The organism is Chitinophaga sp. SVR4-12A (assembly GCF_056754765.1).
Genome location: NZ_JBPGWP010000001.1, coordinates 1004707 through 1024177, shown reverse-complemented (window position 1 = coordinate 1024177; position 19471 = coordinate 1004707). Strand labels below are relative to the sequence as shown.

At 43.8% G+C, this 19471-nt stretch carries 23 protein-coding genes; 13 read left to right on the top strand and 10 right to left on the bottom strand.

The features are described from left to right. Positions 1-56 precede the first annotated feature (56 nt). The 4 genes from ACR9Y8_RS04025 to ACR9Y8_RS04010 form a co-directional block, all read right to left on the bottom strand. On the bottom strand, positions 57-353 hold the full coding sequence (locus ACR9Y8_RS04025; RefSeq protein ID WP_481211947.1) for a hypothetical protein: 297 nt from the start codon (positions 351-353) through the stop codon (positions 57-59). Between the two features lie 83 nt (positions 354-436). Beyond that, positions 437-1309 carry an SOS response-associated peptidase gene (locus tag ACR9Y8_RS04020; protein ID WP_481211946.1) on the bottom strand — a complete coding sequence of 291 codons (873 nt, stop codon included), beginning with the start codon at positions 1307-1309 and terminating at the stop codon, positions 437-439. Beyond that, positions 1296-1556: a hypothetical protein gene (locus ACR9Y8_RS04015; RefSeq protein ID WP_481211945.1), complete on the bottom strand. Its 261-nt coding sequence runs from the start codon at positions 1554-1556 to the stop codon at positions 1296-1298. The genes ACR9Y8_RS04020 and ACR9Y8_RS04015 overlap by 14 nt, the downstream gene beginning before the upstream one ends. A gap of 4 nt (positions 1557-1560) precedes the next feature. Then, positions 1561-1773, bottom strand: a complete 213-nt coding sequence (locus ACR9Y8_RS04010; protein WP_481211944.1) for a DUF6965 family protein — start codon at positions 1771-1773, stop codon at positions 1561-1563. A 314-nt stretch (positions 1774-2087) separates the two neighbouring features. On the opposite strand from ACR9Y8_RS04010, the gene ACR9Y8_RS04005 reads away from it, so the two are divergent. From ACR9Y8_RS04005 to ACR9Y8_RS03950, 12 genes are all read left to right on the top strand, one after another. After that, entirely contained in the window at positions 2088-2558 is a 471-nt protein-coding gene (locus ACR9Y8_RS04005; RefSeq protein ID WP_481211943.1) for a JAB domain-containing protein, read from the top strand. A 782-nt stretch (positions 2559-3340) separates the two neighbouring features. Next, the gene (locus ACR9Y8_RS04000; protein WP_481211942.1) at positions 3341-4333 is read left to right on the top strand and encodes a hypothetical protein; all 993 of its coding nucleotides are present in this window, start codon (positions 3341-3343) and stop codon (positions 4331-4333) included. 606 nt (positions 4334-4939) lie between these two features. Next, on the top strand, positions 4940-5257 hold the full coding sequence (locus ACR9Y8_RS03995) for a helix-turn-helix domain-containing protein (protein WP_481211941.1): 318 nt from the start codon (positions 4940-4942) through the stop codon (positions 5255-5257). A 279-nt stretch (positions 5258-5536) separates the two neighbouring features. Further along, the gene (locus ACR9Y8_RS03990; RefSeq protein ID WP_481211940.1) at positions 5537-6535 is read left to right on the top strand and encodes an AAA family ATPase; all 999 of its coding nucleotides are present in this window, start codon (positions 5537-5539) and stop codon (positions 6533-6535) included. 256 nt (positions 6536-6791) lie between these two features. Then, positions 6792-7007 carry a hypothetical protein gene (locus ACR9Y8_RS03985; protein ID WP_481211939.1) on the top strand — a complete coding sequence of 72 codons (216 nt, stop codon included), beginning with the start codon at positions 6792-6794 and terminating at the stop codon, positions 7005-7007. Positions 7008-7364: 357 nt separating this feature from the next. Beyond that, positions 7365-7631 carry a hypothetical protein gene (locus ACR9Y8_RS03980; protein ID WP_481211938.1) on the top strand — a complete coding sequence of 89 codons (267 nt, stop codon included), beginning with the start codon at positions 7365-7367 and terminating at the stop codon, positions 7629-7631. A gap of 90 nt (positions 7632-7721) precedes the next feature. Continuing rightward, positions 7722-8534 (top strand): hypothetical protein, encoded by an 813-nt coding sequence (locus ACR9Y8_RS03975; protein ID WP_481211937.1) that lies wholly within the window; start codon positions 7722-7724, stop codon positions 8532-8534. 240 nt (positions 8535-8774) lie between these two features. Continuing rightward, a complete protein-coding gene (locus ACR9Y8_RS03970) occupies positions 8775-9164 on the top strand; it encodes a plasmid mobilization protein (protein WP_481211936.1) in 390 nt (129 codons plus the stop codon). Then, positions 9149-10090: a relaxase/mobilization nuclease domain-containing protein gene (locus ACR9Y8_RS03965; protein ID WP_481211935.1), complete on the top strand. Its 942-nt coding sequence runs from the start codon at positions 9149-9151 to the stop codon at positions 10088-10090. The genes ACR9Y8_RS03970 and ACR9Y8_RS03965 overlap by 16 nt, the downstream gene beginning before the upstream one ends. After that, positions 10062-10673, top strand: a complete 612-nt coding sequence (locus ACR9Y8_RS03960) for a hypothetical protein (RefSeq protein WP_481211934.1) — start codon at positions 10062-10064, stop codon at positions 10671-10673. The genes ACR9Y8_RS03965 and ACR9Y8_RS03960 overlap by 29 nt, the downstream gene beginning before the upstream one ends. Positions 10674-10697: 24 nt before the next feature. Then, positions 10698-12695 (top strand): conjugal transfer protein MobC, encoded by a 1998-nt coding sequence (gene mobC, locus ACR9Y8_RS03955; RefSeq protein WP_481211933.1) that lies wholly within the window; start codon positions 10698-10700, stop codon positions 12693-12695. A gap of 176 nt (positions 12696-12871) precedes the next feature. Next, complete coding sequence (locus ACR9Y8_RS03950) at positions 12872-13090, top strand: LytR/AlgR family response regulator transcription factor (protein ID WP_481211932.1); 219 nt, start codon at positions 12872-12874, stop codon at positions 13088-13090. A gap of 574 nt (positions 13091-13664) precedes the next feature. Here ACR9Y8_RS03950 and ACR9Y8_RS03945 read toward each other — a convergent pair. The 5 genes from ACR9Y8_RS03945 to ACR9Y8_RS03925 form a co-directional block, all read right to left on the bottom strand. Further along, positions 13665-13934 carry a hypothetical protein gene (locus ACR9Y8_RS03945; protein WP_481211931.1) on the bottom strand — a complete coding sequence of 90 codons (270 nt, stop codon included), beginning with the start codon at positions 13932-13934 and terminating at the stop codon, positions 13665-13667. 174 nt (positions 13935-14108) lie between these two features. Then, positions 14109-14522 (bottom strand): hypothetical protein, encoded by a 414-nt coding sequence (locus ACR9Y8_RS03940; RefSeq protein ID WP_481211930.1) that lies wholly within the window; start codon positions 14520-14522, stop codon positions 14109-14111. Between the two features lie 253 nt (positions 14523-14775). Next, positions 14776-15768, bottom strand: coding sequence for a histidine kinase (locus ACR9Y8_RS03935; RefSeq protein WP_481211929.1), 993 nt, complete (start codon positions 15766-15768; stop codon positions 14776-14778). A 208-nt stretch (positions 15769-15976) separates the two neighbouring features. Beyond that, positions 15977-16687, bottom strand: a complete 711-nt coding sequence (locus tag ACR9Y8_RS03930) for a hypothetical protein (protein WP_481211928.1) — start codon at positions 16685-16687, stop codon at positions 15977-15979. After that, positions 16659-16964, bottom strand: a complete 306-nt coding sequence (locus tag ACR9Y8_RS03925; protein ID WP_481211927.1) for a hypothetical protein — start codon at positions 16962-16964, stop codon at positions 16659-16661. The genes ACR9Y8_RS03930 and ACR9Y8_RS03925 overlap by 29 nt, the downstream gene beginning before the upstream one ends. 577 nt (positions 16965-17541) lie before the next feature. Between ACR9Y8_RS03925 and ACR9Y8_RS03920 the strand changes: the two genes are divergently transcribed. Next, positions 17542-17847 carry a helix-turn-helix transcriptional regulator gene (locus ACR9Y8_RS03920; RefSeq protein WP_481211926.1) on the top strand — a complete coding sequence of 102 codons (306 nt, stop codon included), beginning with the start codon at positions 17542-17544 and terminating at the stop codon, positions 17845-17847. Positions 17848-18986: 1139 nt separating this feature from the next. Here ACR9Y8_RS03920 and ACR9Y8_RS03915 read toward each other — a convergent pair. After that, complete coding sequence (locus ACR9Y8_RS03915; protein ID WP_481211925.1) at positions 18987-19409, bottom strand: helix-turn-helix transcriptional regulator; 423 nt, start codon at positions 19407-19409, stop codon at positions 18987-18989. Positions 19410-19471: the final 62 nt, after the last annotated feature.

The following is a 19471-nucleotide window of genomic DNA, read 5'->3' as shown; positions in this document are numbered from 1 at the left end:
GAGCATTGGAGCGACGTCAGTTGGCATAGTGGTGTTCCGTGACCTGTCCGACAGAGCTACCATACATCGTTTTTGGTTGCCTGAAGCAATTGGATCACCTGCTGGGCGAACACATCCTCTTCGCTTGCGCTTGTAATCCTTTCTTTCAAATGCTCGTTCCAGTCGGCGAGTGCCTGTTCTTTTGAGTCGCCACACCCAAATATTCCTTCCTGAGGGTCCGGTCCCAACAAGCAACAAACAGCGTTGCCATCCCAATACAGGACGGGACGTAATGCTTGTGCTGCAGGTGGTATTGCTTGAGCACTATAATCAGTTGGGATCACCGCCCCTGGGTCCACAGTCATCTGCTTCATACGGTGTATGTTTACTCGAAACACACCAAGAAACATGCCCGGCCGGGCGGGGGAAACGTCAAGATCCTGGAGAAAAAAATTGTTTAAAATAACGATGCCTGTTCGAGCTCTGCCGGTTCACAGCCATCTTCGGGATAGGGCACATCAATGCGTAGTCCCTCGATGATGATGGGAGGAACGGCGTCTTGTCGAACCGGCTTCAGCGGATCCGGGTCCGTCTTGAATGTTTTGGAGATGGTATAAGCCTGAAACTCCTGCCAGCGGTACTGATATGTTGCCAGCTCCCTGATCCGCTCCTCGGACAGATCACCGTAGATCCATTCGGCGGCCAGGTCCTCGGGAAGAATGGTCGGCATGCGTTTCTTCGAATTATGCAGAACTTGCATAACCGGATTAGCATTTGTGGTAACAATAGAATACGTTTCTACATACTCTCCGGTGTCCTGGTCGGTCCACGGCTGCCAGATACCAGCCATAAAGAAGTAAGGCAAACCTTTAATGTAGATGTGATACGGGAACTTGTCCACCGCCTTTAGCTCCTGGCCCTGCTTGCCTATTTTGGGTAAGTGACGCCATTCGTTGAATCCGGACGACAACACCAGACAACGGCGCTTCAGGGCTGCTTCCCGATAAGACCGTTTGTCCAGCATCTCTTCGCCCTTGGCGTTTTGCATGTCATATGCCTGCACCCATTTGCCCTGGGTGTCCTTATAACCGCGCCGCATCTTCATTGCGTCTTCCCTGTTTCTAATCCAGGGTGGGATAACACCCCACTCCATCGGAACAAGATCAAAACCTGCCTTATCGGCGGTAGGCTTTAAAATGATGGAATTCTGGAACTCGAAGGCATCCTGGAAAGGCCGTATCAAATCGGCCAGTTCAGTGATGGACCGCTCTAGCTCCTTTAAGCGTATATACTCGTCGCGGGAGACCTTAACTCCATTAAAATAACACATTCTGTTTGTTGTCCGTTTTGCTTTCGTGTTGGTCTATCAGTGCACCAATCTTCTGCACTGTCTTTTTGTCGATGCCGGCAGTCAGAGATGCCCAGAAAATCTTATCAGCAGCACTGGTTGCCCGGGTGAGGATGAATACTTCCTTTTCAATCTGGCATTTGTAAAGTTGGGCGTTCGCATGATCAACAGGCAACACCCACACAGCCTTTCCCTGCAGCTCCAGCTTGTATTTTTTGCTCTCATCCATGGTTTTACTGCTGTTTCGATAGGTTCTCCTTCACCTGTTGCAGACGCATGTAGAAGACCTCGAATACCGGCCTTCCTTCATTTGCTTTTAGTGTATTGAGGTGGCTCTCGATAAAGCTGGGCAAATCGGTAATCCGAACGCCTTGGCCCAAGACCATCTCTTTCGGAAGTGTCATTGTCGCAAAATGCTCCTCTAAATACTGTATGTCCCATCCCATTGGCATTACGTTTATATTGTGATAGTTGTAATATACAACAAATATTCCGTTTGGATAAGGGGTTTAAAGCCTTTATTCTGACGCAAAGTTAGGCACAGAGGCCGCTGAAGCGGCCAAAAGACTACGGCATAAAACCGGGGTATGGTAGCATATGCGTAGCGTTACATTTATTCCGTTTCCTTTTTGCCTTGGCGGCCTTCTGCCTGGTGCCTGCGCATCATAAAATCTTTAAAACATGGAAAAGAAGGCAGGAATCGCAAACCATCAGATCGCAGAGATCAAGCTCAGTTATCCCGGCAATACCGGTATCGCAGATGCAAACAGTAGTATCGTCACACGACGCGTTCCAGCTGTTGCTGGCAAACTGGGACCAGGACAGCCTCGAATTCGTGGAGGAATTCAAGCTGCTTTTGCTGAACCGTCAATGCAGAGTATTGGGCATCGTTCCGTTATTCAAAGGGTCCTGCAGCCTGACCATTGCTGATTATAAACTGATCTTTGCTGCTGCTTTGAAAGCATGTGCCGACCGGATTATAGTAGCCCACAACCATCCCTCTGGTTGCCTGGCCCCAAGCAGCAATGATCGGACTATCACGCAACGGACAAAGGATATTGGAACTCTTCTGGAACTACCGCTCGCCGACCATATTATCGTTACCCGGGAAGGTTACTTTTCCTTTGCCGGCGAAGGGATGCCTGTAGCAGCATCCCTTTTTTTGTTCGGCTGTCTTGCTGCAGTAAGTCAGCCACTGTATGAAATTACGGGGTTCAATAATACAAAATAACAGTTTGAAGCAGGTATTAATAAATATTCCGTAATAAAATACATGTCTAAATGATATAATTGGTACCATTTTTTATGATAACTTAACCATATAATCCCATTGAAATCACCTCCGAACACTATCGCAATGAAACTGGAACCTCAGCCAGTGACCCAGGCATAAAACGAGGCCCAATAAGAATCCTGGTCGTCGAAGATGAACCGGATATTGGCGAGTACACGGCATCACGGCTTCGAAAACGGAGCGACATCAATCTGATCGGACTTTGCGCTACAGTAACCGAAGCGCGTGTTCTTATACGCACCACTGCTCCGGATCCGTAAGGGCTTTTTTTATGGGTAAAACAGCGGTAAAACTACTAGGAGTTTTTCGGATCAAGTTGAATTCTTGGGGGAAAGGTTAAAAGTGGTTGTTTTGCAGCTCATTAAGAATCAACAAGGTTCGATCAGCACTACCGACAGTTAATAGAATTTCTTCTCCCTAAGGGACTTTTGGATTATTTTGACTTGATTAAAACCACTCAATCGCCCAATGGGCTTCATATTTATCTTGAAGAAAAGATTGATCCAACTGTCGAGTATAACGATAGAAAACTCTATTCCAATATCGGTACCCCGAAAATATTTAATCTTTAATAGTCTAGTTGAATAGTCCCGCGGCACCTGACCCAAAGTGGCATTAGCCATCGAGAGCGGCCTGGGTCAACGCCATCTGAATTTTAAGCCTGAGACATTTGTCAAATAAACTATCTTTATTTATACAGATTATAAAGTTGAATACATATGAGGCAACCTTACATAGACAATGTAGCGCAAATCCAAGAAGCCCAGATACTTGATCAGGGAGAGAAGCTCTTCGATTATAGCTACGACCATCGGGCCGATGCTTATGATGATTTTTTTGAATCTGCGAATCTTTGGTTACAAGAACAGGCGCTTGCCCAGGGATTCCCTCCTTGTTTCATATATTTCCGCTCAGATGAAACCGTTAACGCATTTGCAAAATCAACTCCTGATTTTAAGAGGATTGCTTTTACTCATGGCATGATACAATTGATTTATGACTATTACGAACAACAAGGCAACTTATTGGATGGTGCTGAATTTAGTGACATACATCAGGCTTTGGCACAGTTCATTAACCCATATTGGTATACCTTCTTCCAGCTCTCGCAGATGTTTGTCACCTACCACGAATACGGCCACCTTGTGCAGAAAGGTAAAAATGCTGAAATAAACTATCGGGAATTTAACGATGGTATTGTCGACGATATTTTGGAAAGTCATGCACTTGAATTGGATGCCGATTTCCTGGCCGCCTCCCAATTAGCCTCCAATGTATTAGGTGCCACGCACAATCAAGATGGTGTTCTGGCTATTGATGGAGAAGAGCTAAGTACATTGTGCAGCGTAGCGCTGGCTTCTGTGTTCGTATTCTTTATGAAGACTGCTGGTCTATATCCGGATGTCTACTTTATGAATCATGAACATCCTCATCCTTATATACGCTTAATGTGGGCTACGAACATTCTTATAGATACAATCATACGGTCAATTCCAGGAATTAAATTAGATCCTAAGGCATGTACTGTGAAGGCGTTGGAAATTGCCGATCGGATAATGGAAGGTGATTACAAAAATCCTTCTCAGACCTTTAGTCAAGAAATGACTACTCATTATCCCGATTTGCTCAATCACCTGGCCACGGTCGTCGAGAAGATGGAGAGCATTAGTTCGCTCTGCTACAATCTTCCCGCGAGCCAACTACCCGTATAAATGAAAATCCGAAACTATTCAAAAGGTGGTTATCACTTAGAAGAATCGTCTACCTTGGATATGATAGGGTTGGCTCGCGCGGGCAATGTTCGATATGTATCATTCGAGTGAAGCGACCGAACAACTAGTCCGGGCATTGGTTACTTACCGGTGCATATTTGAGTACGTCATCGATTGTACTTTTAAGTAACAAATGACCTCTCTATCCTTTAACTCGGAAGCCAGCGCAGCATAACTGCAAATACACCAGACATTCAGTCGCCAGACAATTACCAGGTAAAGTATCATTTGCCAAATCAATGCTGAAAGCAAGTTCTTAATTATAATACCTTCTTCTGCTTCTTGCCTTGTGACTAAATCGATTTTCATATCATCGATTTAACGTATCAAGTGGCCGCGTCACACAAAAAGTGACTATGGCTACACTACGATATCGAAGTTGCCAATTTTTTAGTATACCCCCTTGCCATCCAGTTCGCTACAATTTACAGGTCAATATGTGCCTAGACCTCCCACGTTGATGTATGTGCAAACCGTCTAGACGGTAAACATACAGTACCAAGGCCACTTTTAGTTCCACTTTCGTGATGCAAAATTGATTGCATCATGAGAGCTAAAGAATCCCGAAATAGCGAAAAGAGAATGGTCACCTTAGACCAACTTGTTACCGTAACTGATTTGAACGAGGCTAAGCTGCAAATCGTTTCTGAGATAAAGCAACTATTTGACAATAAGAGCAACCCTCAGCCACCGGCTTGGCTAAAGTCACATGAGGTCAAACGATTGCTTCAGATATCAACAGGCAAACTTTTCAAGCTCCGTTCCTCTGGAGAGCTGCCATATACAAAAATAGGCAGAGTGATATTCTATAATCCTAATGACATCGAGCACATGCTTCAGAAAAGCAAAACCTCTAACGAGTAAAACACGCAACCGATGAACTCAAGTAAAAAAGCTCACTGTTCACCATTGCGCCCGACGGTCGCTGAAGTCCGGAGCTACTTTAAACAGAATGGACTTGTCGCAAAAGCTGCTGACGGCTTCTATCAATACTACAATTCCAGAAAATGGAAAACAGATCGAGGCCGTCCCCTTAGGAATTGGAAAACGGCAGCCTGGAACTGGATACTTCTTCACCAACAGACCAAGCCAACTACTATAGAAGTAAAGCTACGCCTACAATTTCCACCTCAACCATAAACCATGGCCGGTAATACCCATAAGATATCCGAGCAGGTTTCCTTCTATTCAAGGTCAAGCCTCAAATCAATTAAAAGACTCGCACAAGAGGGTGCTGAACTGCAGGATCTGAAGATGATATTTGGTCACTATATACCTGAAAACAGCCTGATACATTTTCCATCTCCCCGGGGCGTTGGGAAGTCTTGGTTCTGTATGCAGCTCTGTATAGCAGTTGCAGCTGAGTGGCCTTCTTTTCTCGGAGAAAGTATTACCCTTCATGGCAATACCCTATACATCAATCTTGAACTGAGTGAAAAGATCATTCAGCGTCGCTCAAAGAAATTGCTGGAGCGCACACCATATCCATTAGGTGAAAGCTACAAAGCTATGGTATATACCTCTCGCCGCAACCTGATTGATGACCTTCCAAACGTCATCACCATTGTTGAAAAATATAAGCCGGTTTTAATCGTCATTGATAATCTTCGGATGGCCTTTACCGATGTAGATACCAATAATAATAAAGAGATCACAAGGTTGATGTTCACCCTGCTCGCTCTTTGTGAAGGTACTCAAACATCAGTGTTAATAACCGATCATTTCCGTAAACACACCAGCTCAATGCTAAGCGACTCCGACCTGCAGACCGGTTCAGGAATTAAAACTGATCTATCGGATGGGGACTTTTTTTTAAGAAAAAGCGGCCAGGACAAACACCTCAGAATCCTAAAGCGAGGAAAGTCCAGGCACTTCGAAGAAGCAGATGGCGCCAAACTACTCCGCTTCAATCCAACTACCATATGGTTTGAACTTATATCCGAAAAAGTGAACGAAGCAGAGCATGTCGGCATTCAAAGCATGCGTGATAAAGAAGAACAAAAAGACTTAGCCAGGGCATTACGCCAACAGGAAAAGACCCTGGATGAGATAGCCCAGATCCTTGGTAAAGGCAAAACAACAATTCACCGATGGCTTAGGGACTTCGAAGTTGAAGAGCAAAATAATTCGCCACCGCAGTAGCTGTACCCACATTTTGTTCCGTTCCACTCACTCACGTGCCAGAGTGGAACAACACGAGGAACCAATTTATTGATTAACAATACTCACCCTTGAAAAAATGGAACAAAAATCAAGAATGGAACAAAAACGGAACAAAAATGTGGTGGAACGGAATTTTCGATTAACGCATTGAATTTCAATTTCCCTGCTTGAAAAAATGGAACAAGCAATGGAACAAATGGAACAAAAATCCAATCACCGATAAAAATCACAATTCATGAAACAGCTTATATCTATTGTCAGCAACCTTACCAATATCCAAACGTCCAGCATTCCAAGACTCAGCGCAATGAACATCCTCTTTCTGTGTATTCTTATCCTTGCGTCTAGCTGTCGGAAAAACCTGGATAAACCGGCTTTTTCATCAACCGCCAATGATGAACTAGTAGCACAAACGGCACCGCTTGACCCGGCCTGGGATCCGGCCAATTAGAAGAATCCTATGATAAAGCAGGGATGCTGCACAACTTGTTGCTGGATTCGGGCCAGGCATACATTGATCGTACCGGCGATACCAGTGGGGCCGGCATTCATGAAAGAATAGCACAAGTGTTCCATGGAGCGATCGGCATTAACCCACGCCTTACCCTTTCAAAGATTGATCCTGCGGTGGATTATGGTATAGCTGCGTATGGTGAAAGATATCTCGACTCCTATAAATTACCGTTACAGGTTAAAGGATACCTGGACAAGCTTTGGGCTGAGATTAACAACATCCAGGACGCTAACTACCCTGCACTTAAAGGAAGGATCACCAGGCTTGAGGATGAGATACTGCAAGACAGAAGTCTTGGAGAAGATCAGCGTCGGATGCTACTCTCTACAACTTCCGTTGCCAGGTATACCACTGCACACTGGTACGCTTGGGCAATGGGGAAATACCAAGCTGGTATATACGATGGGATTACTTGGCACTGTAAGGGCAGCAGTCAAAGCCGGCTTGGCAGATGCAGCTGCAATGGTGATCGGCTGGGTGCTAAAGTTACCCTATGATGTAATTACCGATATGAGTGCCGCTGTAAGCTCCATTGTATATCATAATCTCATGGACCGCTAACGAACACTAATGAATATGTGGTTGACCTGTAAGCAAAGGCCAACCACTTCCTAACCTGTTAATTTATCCATCCTTTAAACATTTCGAATCATGAAGAATAATAACCAACATATCAAACAAAACATACTCTTCTGCACACCCACATTGCCAGAGTGCAAAGGGTTGTTCACCGATAAGAAACCGGACATTGGTCTTCCAAAAAGCATCGTCGCTGAGCTGATCAGCGAAGGGGAGCTGATACACTTCATCAACAAAAATTCCACAGAAGTACGGTTGTTCCCGCTGCAATTGTGCCTTGCAGTTTCAGGGGCATTACGAAATTTTATTGGTCATCCTATTGTGCGTCCAGGCAACACATTGTTTATCAACGATGGGCTTCGGGAAGAATCCATCGTAGAAATGATGGAGCTTTTGTGCAAAAACAAAGAGCTGTCAATGCCGCCTTACCACACGGCAATCTACCGGACAAGTATCGATGAGGCACAAAACATTGAGGATATTTTGCGATTGATGAGTATGCTTGATCCTGTGCTAATAGTATTGGATTGTACGCTTGTTGATTATACTGAAAGACCTCAAGAACTGATGGTCCATGCGTTGATAAATCTTCTAATCACTATGAATAGGTTGCATACAAGTCCCTTACTTTGCTTCACGACTGGCCCGATAAATTTTGAAAAAGTGCCGGCCTTCCAAACCTTTTTTTATACGAAAGGAAAGAAAAGATCACCCTTTGACCGAACTTTTCTGCTTGAGCTTTCCAACGAGGAAAACCGAGAATACCTGCTCCGATCACCGGCTTCGCCCGATGTTTTCGAGGCTTTCAGGGAGGTTACTTTATCAAAAGACCCAGGCCATTTATGGTTCAAAAAGGCGGAGTACCGTCGCTTTCTTTTCTTCTGAAATCTTATTATGTAATCCACATTGCCTGCTATAAATTTTTGACCTCTGACAATATTACATCCTCAGCAAGATCCTTGCCCTGCAAGGCTCCTGTTAGGAGTGGTCTAACGCGGGTTAGGAGCAAGATGTACGTTTGTATACAAACGCCTCTTGCCCCTGCCTCCGGAGTCGGCAGGAGTTTATCGATACCTCGGAACTCGGCATTTATGGCAGGTCTTTAACCGATCATTTTCGTCAACCATGAGCAGTAAAAACAAGCTTCCTCATCTGATAGAAACCCGCGTGGACGAAGTAAAATATAAAGAGCTCAAAGAGCTTGCATCAAAGACAAAAAGTAAAAGAATGAGCGACCTGATCCGTGATATTCTTTATTACCGAAATATAAAAATCGTGACGTATGACACCTCACTGGATAAGGTCATGGAACAACTATCTGCACTGCGTTCAGAGCTTAATGCCATAGGCGTTAACATCAATCAGGTAACCAGATATTTTAACACGGACCCTGATCCGAGGCAGAGGCTTCGGTATGCTTCTAGCATTGCCGACCAGTACCAGGTGGTAGGGCGAAAGGTGGATCAGTTACTCACAATAATTTCAAAGCTAGCTGAAAGATGGTTGCAAGAATAGTCACCGGCAAAAGCATTAAAGGCGCCATACGCTATAATGAACAGAAAGTATCTAAGGGAAAGGCGGAGAAGATCCTTGCCTATAATTTTCCTTCCGACAACCTTTCACTGGTACAAAAAGCCGCCCGGTTTCAGGTGCTAACTTCCCAGAATTCCCGGTGTAGAACCAATACGGTGCATATCTCTCTGAACTTCGATCCCACGGAAAACCTGGACGATGACACGCTGCGATGTATTGCCATTACTTATCTGAACAAGATTGGTTTTGCAGGTCAGCCCTTTCTTTTATATAAACATTTTGACGCAGCCCACCCTCACGCTCACCTGGTCACTACTAATATCAAAGATGGTGGACAGCGGATCTCCCTTCATAATATTGGGCAGGATGTCAGCGAGCCGGCACGCAAGGAGATCGAGCAGGAATTCGGGCTCATACCAGCTGAGGGAAGAAATAGCGAACAGGAGATGTATCTAAAACCTGTTGAAGCTAATACGGTTTTGTATGGCAAATCTGAAACAAAAGCCAGCATTTCAAATGTACTCACAACCGTAATTCCCACGTACAAATATGCTTCCCTTGCCGAACTCAATGCTATACTCAAACAATACAATGTAGTAGCCGACTCCGGCACTGAAGGGACAAGGATGCAACAGAAAGGCGGCCTGCAATACTTCTTATTAGATGAACAGGGACGAAAAATCGGGGTCCCCATTAAGGCAAGCCAGATATACAACCAGCCAACCCTAAAGGAACTTCAGAAACGTTTTGAAAAGAACCGGGAACAGAAAAAGTTCTACAGAGAAAACATTAGGAAGCTGATAGATGCAATTGTTCGAACCGGGGGGATCCTAAACCCGGAACAGCTTTCGTCAGCCCTGCAGGGAAGAAAACATCTCGGTGGTATTTCGTCAAAACGAAGCAGGTAGAGCCTATGGGATTACGTTCATCGACCACCAGGATAAGGTAGTTTTTAACGGGAGTGACCTGGGAAAAGAATATAGCGCGTCCCGGCTGCTCCAGCGCCTGGCAACGGAACCCAAGGATAAATTAATTGACAAAAACTGGAACGACCGTTATGTGACTGAAACCTTAAAACAGCTGGATTATGCAAAAGGTTTTCCTGCCATACTAGCCGCTTTGTATAGAAAAGGCCTTCGCATCACCGTACAGGAAACAAGCGACGAAAACCATCAATTTTATATAGGCCACTATAGGGTACCAGATAAAGTTTACCTGCCTTTAGACAGAAAGTGGAACGCTTACTTCTCTGTTAATGGAATGACCCGCAGGCTATCACAAGAACTGGAAACTGAAAAGCAATTGTATTTGCGTAAAGGTGATACGGCAGATGATAGCATGGCATCACGAGGTACACGTCCCGTATCACCACCTGATAGTAGCCATCAACAGCTTCAAAACTTCATAGAAGAATTTCTAAAAGCACCAGCTTCCACCGAAGGGCCAGTGCTGCAAAAGCCGCCCAAGAAGAAAAAGAGAAGACGCATTTAACACTACATCTATAACCTATAATTTATGGCTACCGGCGAAAACGAACAGGGGCTGCGGTCGGTTATTGACGTCACCCGACTGCTGAGCATTGCTTTGCTCTTGATCCATTTTTATAAAGATTGTCATGCTGCCTTAAAGCAGTGGGAGCTGACAGCAAGTATAGTGGACAATCTTATCTTAAATATTGCTAGATTTCCCATCTTTAATCATCCCCTTATTACAAAGGCGTCTTCTCTCTTATTACTCGTTGTGTTCCTTGCAGGGATAAAGGGCAAAAAGGACGAAAAGATTAGTTATAAAACGGCATTGGCCTACCTTATTACCGGTCTTACATTGTACTTTTTAAGCCATTGCTTCCTTATCATTCCCGGTAAAGTCACCATTATGGCCGGTGCTTATATGGCAATGACTGCTGCCGGCTATTTGTTTATGGTTAGTGGCGGATCGTTACTATCACGGATCCTCAAACAGAAACTGCACGATGATGTCTTCAATGAAGAAAATGAAACCTTTCCACAGGAAGAGAGGTTGCTGGAAAATGCATATAGTGTAAATATTCCTGCACGATACCGGTACAAAGGCAAATGGCGCCAGATGTGGATCAATATCATTAATGGCGCCAGGATGGTCATGATCCTGGGCAGTCCGGGTGCAGGAAAGACCTTTTTTCTCGTTAGGGAAATTCTAAAGCAAAAAATAGAGAGACGTAAATTTACCTCTCTTTTAATATACGATTTCAAATACCCTGACCTCGCCCTTATTGCCTACAATTCCTGGTTGAGGGTAAAGGACGAGCACCGAGTTCCACCTAAATTTTATGTGATCAACTTTGATAAGCCTGTTCACCGGTGTAACCCTATTGAACCAAGCACAATGCTGGACATCACCGACGCAGCGGAAAGCGCGCGCACCATGCTATTAGGTCTTAACATGGAGTGGATCAAAAAAACAGGTGATTTCTTTGTTGAGTCACCAATAAACTTCTTTACGGCGATACTATGGTATCTCAAAAAATACCAGGGCGGAAAATTCTGTACTATACCCCATGCTATCGAGCTCATGATGTTGGACTACAAAGACCTTTTCCCAATTGTCTCTACCGTAAGTGAGGCAGTGCCATTGTTAAACCCTTTTATTTCCGCCTACCAGAACCGCGCTATGGAGCAACTGGAGGGACAGGTCGCTTCAGCAAAAATTGCCTTGGCCAGGTTATCTTCACCGCTGCTATATTACGTGCTTACGGGCAGTGATTTCAGCCTCGATATTAATAACCCCAATGATCCGAAAATGGTAGTGCTGGCAAACAACCCAGAAAAAACACAAATCTATGGCGCCGTTATTTCCCTTTACCTCAACCGCCTATTCCGCATTCTTCCCAAAAAAGATATGAACCCGTGTGCAATCATTGCCGATGAATTCGCATCGATTTTCGCCAATGGCATTGAGAATTTTCTTGGGTATAGCAGGGGGTATAAAATCTTTGTGTATCTCGCACTGCAAAATTTGAACCAATTACGGAAGTCCTATGGTCGTGAGCAGGCAGATGTTATCTTTAACCTGGCCGGGAACCTTATCGTTGGTCAAAGCATGGGCGATACTGCCAAAGCCGCCTCAGAAGCTATCGGCAAAATCGTCCAAACCAGGGAGAGCACTTCCGTAAACCGTCATGATGCCAGCCACAGCCGTAACACGCAATTGGACTTTGCGGTGCCGGCCTCCAAAATATCCCGTTTTTCCTCCGGAGAGTTCGCTGGCGTCGTCGCCGATAATCCTGACCAGCCCATAAAGAACAAAGCTTTTCATTCCTATATTCTCAATGATCCGGTAGCGATCAATGCAGAACAGGCCTCCTACCGGCAGATTCCCTATCCTGATATAAGCCCAGAGGAAATACAGGAAAACTATCTTCAGGTAATTCGTGACATAGAAGAGCTAAGGGATTCGGAGATAGGGCGGATTAAGAATGATCCGCAGCTTGCTCATTTACTAATCGTCGAAAAGAAAAGTGATAAGCAACCTTAAGCAGTATATAAAATATGACGACCCAGGTAATACTTGACAACCGAACGTTGTAGAAATGCAGTATACATCATGCCATATAAAATTAGAAGCAGTAATGGATTATTCGCTAAGTAAATAATATTCAGTCATTTAAACTAAATTCGATTTCCACTGTTAACGCAACTGTTTGCTAGCGCATGTCAATGACACGCGCCCTAATTATTGATGATGATCTGAGAGTATGTGACGTAATTGAAACATACCTCCAGTCAACTGACAATTTTCAAGTAGAAGGAAATTGCAGCACAGTTAAAGAAGCGGTTCGCTTAATTGGCCTCACTCGTCCAGACGTAGTTTTCCTGGACATCAAATTGGCGGATGGTAGCGGCTTCGATGTCCGTACAAATTTATCGTAAAGACTGAGTTTTTCGAGGCGTTGGAATGAGTCACCCGAAACCGACTACAGGAGCAACAACTGCGGAAAATCCTCGAGGTACATCAGAACACCTTTTCCCCACCAGTACTACAAAAAAAAAGCAGGATTGTATTACGCCATATCGATGCCATTCAGATTATAAACGTGGACGATATCATGTATTGTGAAAGCAAAGGCTCATACTGTTACTTTCATTTAAATGGAAGCCAGATGGTAATGTGCTCGGTTACTTTGTTTCTGTATTTTCTATCTGTATCAAACCGGTACATAAAATCATTTACTTTATCACCGTCGTCCATCCCTGTATGAAGCTCTTTTAAAAACACCAGCAGTTTCTTTATAAAGTGGCGTTCTTCAATCCGTTTGCCAATTTTACCAACTGAGTAAAGTGTTTTTACAATGGGTATCTCCTATAGGATCCCATCATCCAAGAAGTCATCCAGAACCATCTCGGCATAATCAGTACCTGTATCCACAGTTGTCGATACTATTTCTTTGGAAATAGCTTCCGTTAGATTATTTTCGTCTGCTTGGGTTTTTATTGATTTCATGGATCAAGACATATCTGTGGTGGGAAAATGTTTCTTAACTGTTTGCTTTAGTGTTTCGGGACATTGCTCGCTTCCAGCTGCCTGGTAGAGTATATCAAGGGTAAGTCCTAAAACGTTTGCTACCTCAGATGGGCTGGTTATTAAAAATACCGGAAATTTCAGTTCTTCCTTTTGGATTTGTCCAGCTCCATTGCCATCAGGGCCGGATAAATACACAGTACCGGGTGTTTGAAGTGTCAGAGAAACAAACGATCCCAGTGAAGTGGAATACATGCACAAGCAGTTTTCTGGTCTTTCGCACGACCAGATTAGGAGGCTATTAAAGGTAAAGGCACGCTTAGGTTAGATATTATTGCTTATTTGAAGGCGCAGAAAGCAAAACGTTGATAGCCCAATAAAAAGCCGGCGCCACTTGACGCCGGCATCCCCGAATTGACGCAGTGCATCTCATGCAGCCGCTCCAGGCAAATCTGTAACCTGCAAACCTGCAGCAACCATAAGCTCTTGGATGCATTGCTTTTGAACGCTTTTTATCTTATCGTGCTCAGCATTACTGATGAGCCGTTCTGCCACCTTCAACTTACGATAATAAGTTGGCAGGCTCCATGCACATTCTTCGCAAATTTTCTCTCGAAGCTTACTGGCCAAATCCATGAAACGGATGTGAATGTCGGCTAGGGTGTTTACGTTATTTATGGTAGCTGGTATTGGTACAATACCTTGTTCTGCCAGCCTTTGCACATGGACAGTTCTTTTGTTTTGCTGTTCAATATCTGGCCCCACTTCCGCCGGGTTCTCGACATTAACTGCACTGCCTTCCAGGTTTTGTACGTTAAAATTGTTTTTTGTTAGCTTTTTCATGGTTTTGAATTTTGTAATTGATTAAATAATATTTGCTGTAAAGCTTTTTCTGCTCGTCCATTTCAAATACGATATTTTCTATAGTGCTCGTTTTTGTTGCGTAGCTTGCTAAGTAGAACCGGTCTAAGAAAGATTCAAAGACCAGGACTCCATTTGCTGCTCTGCTTTCTGTTAAAGGGCCGGGCCCAAGAAGAATCAAGGGTCGGGTTTGGTAGCTATATATGAAAACCCAAAATGCATCAACCGACATAAGTTAGCAGTGCGTTTCAAAATGAACCGTAGCTATAAACTTGGTTTGGCCATTCTGATACATCGCATACATTTGTCCACCCATCGATTCTGCCAGGATTTTTGTTACGGACAACAATGTACCTGTGATAGCACTTTGACAAAAAAGTCCATAAGGAGGGAAATATTCTTGTTTGCAAAAATCCAGGATTTGCGCCTCTATGCCGATCGTGATCTCTATGCCTCTAAATAGTGCTACGGACTTTAGGGACACTTTATCGCCAGGTGGACAGTAATAAAAAGCCGTGTGTAAAAGATTAGTGATTATCGACCGCAGCTTGGCGATGTCTACGATCACGGTCTCCGGGTTTGTAGGCTGAATGTGGATGTCCAAGCCTTTATTGACTGCAACAGCAAAGTCATAAAACGGTTCCGTACAACTTTTGATAAAATCGGTGGTAAGGATTGTACCGCGATCCGATATTTTGTTATCGGTAAAAACGTTATCATGCCCTACCATGAATCCCAAATTCTTATAGGCATTACCTACCTGCCAACCGAGTACTTTGCACTTCACTAAAGCAGATACTAATTCAGGGCTTAAGACATTATTTTCCGTTTCCTTTTGCTTTTGCAGGCAATCCAACAAAGTTGATACCTCGCACATTTTTTTGCCTATTTGTTCATAAAACATTTTCAAGAACTCGTTACGCTTCTTTTCAAATTCCGGTGCGGGCCCTAAAGCTCCCTGCTCATACATCCAGTAGAGAGCTTCCAGAACCTTTTCCGTCTCTTCCTGGAAGGCCAGGTTGTCGTTTTCACTGGCGACTTCACTATTGGCCGCATCCCAAACCAGTTCCTTAAATAGATCGCGTAGTTCAGGAAGGCTGTAAATTTTACGGTACCGTTCGATAACCGTTAATGGAAAAGCTAATTCATACTTATTCATGCGAAATGGCTTTTGCTGCCAGTCAGGACGCCCCTTTAGGTGCATGGGAATTTCGTTTTTATTTGCCATAGTCGTTGATTTGAGGTTTATAATTCGATACTAAGTTGTTGTTGGTTCTCTAAAAAGGAGGCATGTTATAGTGAGTAATCTGGCATGCTACATTTTTCAAATATTACCTGCACTTACGTTACTGTGACTAAATCTACTGATGCTGAAATAGCGTAAATAAACCAGACATTGAAGACTCAACGTCCGGGCTACATTATGCCACTTTGCCTTACTCCTGAATAGGAAGCTTCAACTGGAAATAGGTCTTTCCTCCTGCGCTCCAACATTGCAATGATCCACCAAGGTCACGGGCCTCTACGCCGCTTTCATACAGGTATGCTCCGGCTATCGCACTGTTGCCAAATAACTCATAACGTCCGAAATGTTCCTTAATACCTGTGGCCAGTATCTGTTTAGAAAAACAAATAGTAAAACTTATAGCATCTGTTAAAGTCTGACAGGTCAGTTCCAACTTAGTCTGTGGCGGGCAAAAGCTGAACGCCGTAAATAAGAGTTGATCCAGTAGCATTTCCAGTGTTAATTGGTCCGCTGTAATAGTGTGCGGCAGTTGCTCGTCAATAGTCAGTTGGAAACCCTTTTTATAGGTGCTATCAAATGATTGGAAGAACTCAGTGCGTTCTTTAATAAAAGGGACGGTCTCAAAGCTCTTAACGTGGCAATTGGGATCAGGGTGGTGGTTTTCATCTGGCTTCACCGTTGCTGCCATATTGCGCTGGTCAGCACACATCTGGCAGGCCATTAGCTCTAGTTTCGTTAATAATTGTCCTGTTTCAGGTGTGAGGTTACTTTCCTCTAACTCTTTGCAATTCCGAAGTTTTGCTATCAGTTCTGCTAAGACCAAGCTGGACTTGGTCATTTCTTCTAGGTAAGCGGCTATGAAAGACTGGATCTTATTTTGCTGTTCTTCGCTGAAGCGCAAATGGCCCTGTACATTTATCCAATAAATAGCTTCTACCAGTTTTTCTGTCCGTTGCTGGAAAAACAGGTGATTTGCCGGCTTCCGGTTCATCGGCTTCCAGCGCATCAGCGAGAAGGTCCTGAAAATGATCCCTTACCTCGGTTAAATCAAAGGTTTGAAAATATTGCTCTACGACGCTTGTAGGGAATATCATTTCGTATTTATTTAACCTGAAGGGTTTTTTGTGCCACTGAGGGAATGACATTAATTCAAAGGGAATTTTGGTCTGGTTATCCATTTCGGTATGTTTTGGTTCATAGTGAACATAGCAGGGCCATCCCGTCCAAAAGCAAAAGCCATGTTGGAACTTCAATGGGACTGCATACATGTTTATTTCGATATAAAAGGCGGTGGGGAGTGCCAGAGATGGAGAATAAAAGAAAAAGGCGCAGAACCCAACCTGCCGCCCGCGAGGCCGTAGGAAGCCCAAGGACACGACAAGGAAGGGCCCACGCCATAGCGTGAGCCAACTCCCTATTGTCTACGTGTCCCTCTTAGAATTTCCTACGTTCCGCGAGACGAGACTATAAGAAGCAGCTTCAATATCTTAGAAGTTGCAATATATATTTTCTAACTGGCACGATGCTGATTGTTATACCAATATCCTTACCATAATGCTCCGTAAGTAGCTTTTATATTACGCAGCAGTAATTAAAATATTCTTTCTGTCTCAAAAATAATAAAACATTCATAAAATTACCTTATGAACATAAAAAATGCTCTAAGAGATTATTTTTATATACATAAAGGTAAATAAACCTGATAAAAGCATTTTTCTGCCAGGCATTATCTTTATGCGACTATACGAATCTATCATGAAACATCTGGCAGGAAATGATAATAAGCGAAGCGACCGCAGTGTCCCCAAAGGCAGTAAAAAAGACGTTTCCAAGAAGCCCGCCTATAACCGTATCAAAGCGGTGCTGGCGGAGGAAAACGTGTCCAATAAAGAGCTGGCAGCCAAACTAGGGAAAACGCCTAGCGCTATTTCCAACTGGTGCCGCAACGAAAAACAACCCGACCTGCCGACCTTATTTGAAATTGCGATTGCCCTTGGGGTGGAACCTACCTCGCTGATCAACTCCGTGCTGAAGGCTGGATTAGGCCCGCATCAAAAGTAATGCTTAAGAAAGCCCACAGTGGCTGTGTGGGCTTCTGTTTTCAGCTCATCTATTAATCTACAGCATCATCGTTGATATTTACCTGTAGGTCACCTGTGATCGGGTTTACCCCACTAAGTGAAAGGCGCCATTTTAAGACCCCAAAAATGTTAATGATGATTGCCTGGTTCTCCGACGGCTCATATGCTGGTAGTGCAGCCATAATGACCTGCCGGTGCCCTTTGTGGGCCTCAGCGATAACTTCCCACCAGTTAAAACGAACGAGCGCAGGAGCTATAGCCAGGAAGCTTTTCTGTTGATCGCTGGGCTAGAAATTGCAGCCGATCCAGTGGTTAAGGACTGCAACAACTGCCTGGCAGTCCGCGAGCAAATTAACATCCGACAATAGATTGAATTCCTGAAGCTTCTGGGTTACAGAATGTTACTATGGGAAACCTGCGAGTTTCATTGCGGATTGGTTAAGCTGATTCAGCCCTGTTTTTCCGTATTTAAATTTTCGGAGAATGGAACTTGACCCCCTTGATAAGTTAATAATCGAAGTAGGGATCCTTAAGGATGAATACGAGCGCCGAATAGCTACGTTGCGGGTTATAAAGGAAAGCGGCGGAATTCAACGGACAGATATTAAGGCGGTTACATTAATGGCTGAATCATTTAAGTTGGAGGGGACCGGGCTGCGAAATCACATTGCAAAATGTACGACCGAATTCATGACTAATTATAGATCAGGATCCCGTGGGAGCGCAGGTTAATATGATGGCAGCCTCGAAAAAGCGGTAGGGGATAGCACTCACGGGTCCGGCTGAATCTACATTGCAAAAGTGTTTATAATGGATGATTATATAAAAGAAAGTTATTGATACCTCGAAATTTCAACTAGAACAGAGTTATGAAGAGGCGGTCCATGGAAGTAGAGGGTCACTTCTAAGAAGTACTCGTCTGAGATATATTCCTGCATAAAATACTCGTGAGCATCCATAGTACCTGTGGCCTATTTCGTGCAGAACCTTCTCGAACATATGCGGAGTGTGTATCTGTTCAGTTTTTCATCTCGCTTATATCGAAATTGGAGTTTAAATCGTTTTAATCTTATTTAAATCCGATTAATACAATGATGAAGCTGCTTTTTCTTTGATTCATCACATAAATAACTTGTTTACCAGTTCAATTACGCTTTTTACTTGAGCCTTCCGGAAAATATTCTCAGCATGTTTTCCGACTGTTTTAACGGAAATAAAAAGATTTCCGGCAATTTCTTTATAACCAGAACCTTTACACATTAACCATGCAATTTCTGTCTCCCTCGAGGTAAGGCCAAACTGCAGGCATCTCTCCATAAACTGTTCATAATCACTTCTGTCATTCTCCCTGGTAAGCTTAATTGCGATCGGCGCTAATTTATTACTGATATCCGCCTGCATTACTTTGGTCCTCGGGTGCAATGGCTCTAAACTATGGACATCAATCATAACAGGTAGTACAACTATTTTATGTTCTGGAAATTTGTTCAAGACTGAAATAAGGTACTCCGATATCTGATTGAATAATTGTTTGGCTTCCATAGATCACATTTTTATTAAAACTTATAACAAGCATCTTTAGGCTTTAATAGTCCAGCACGCGC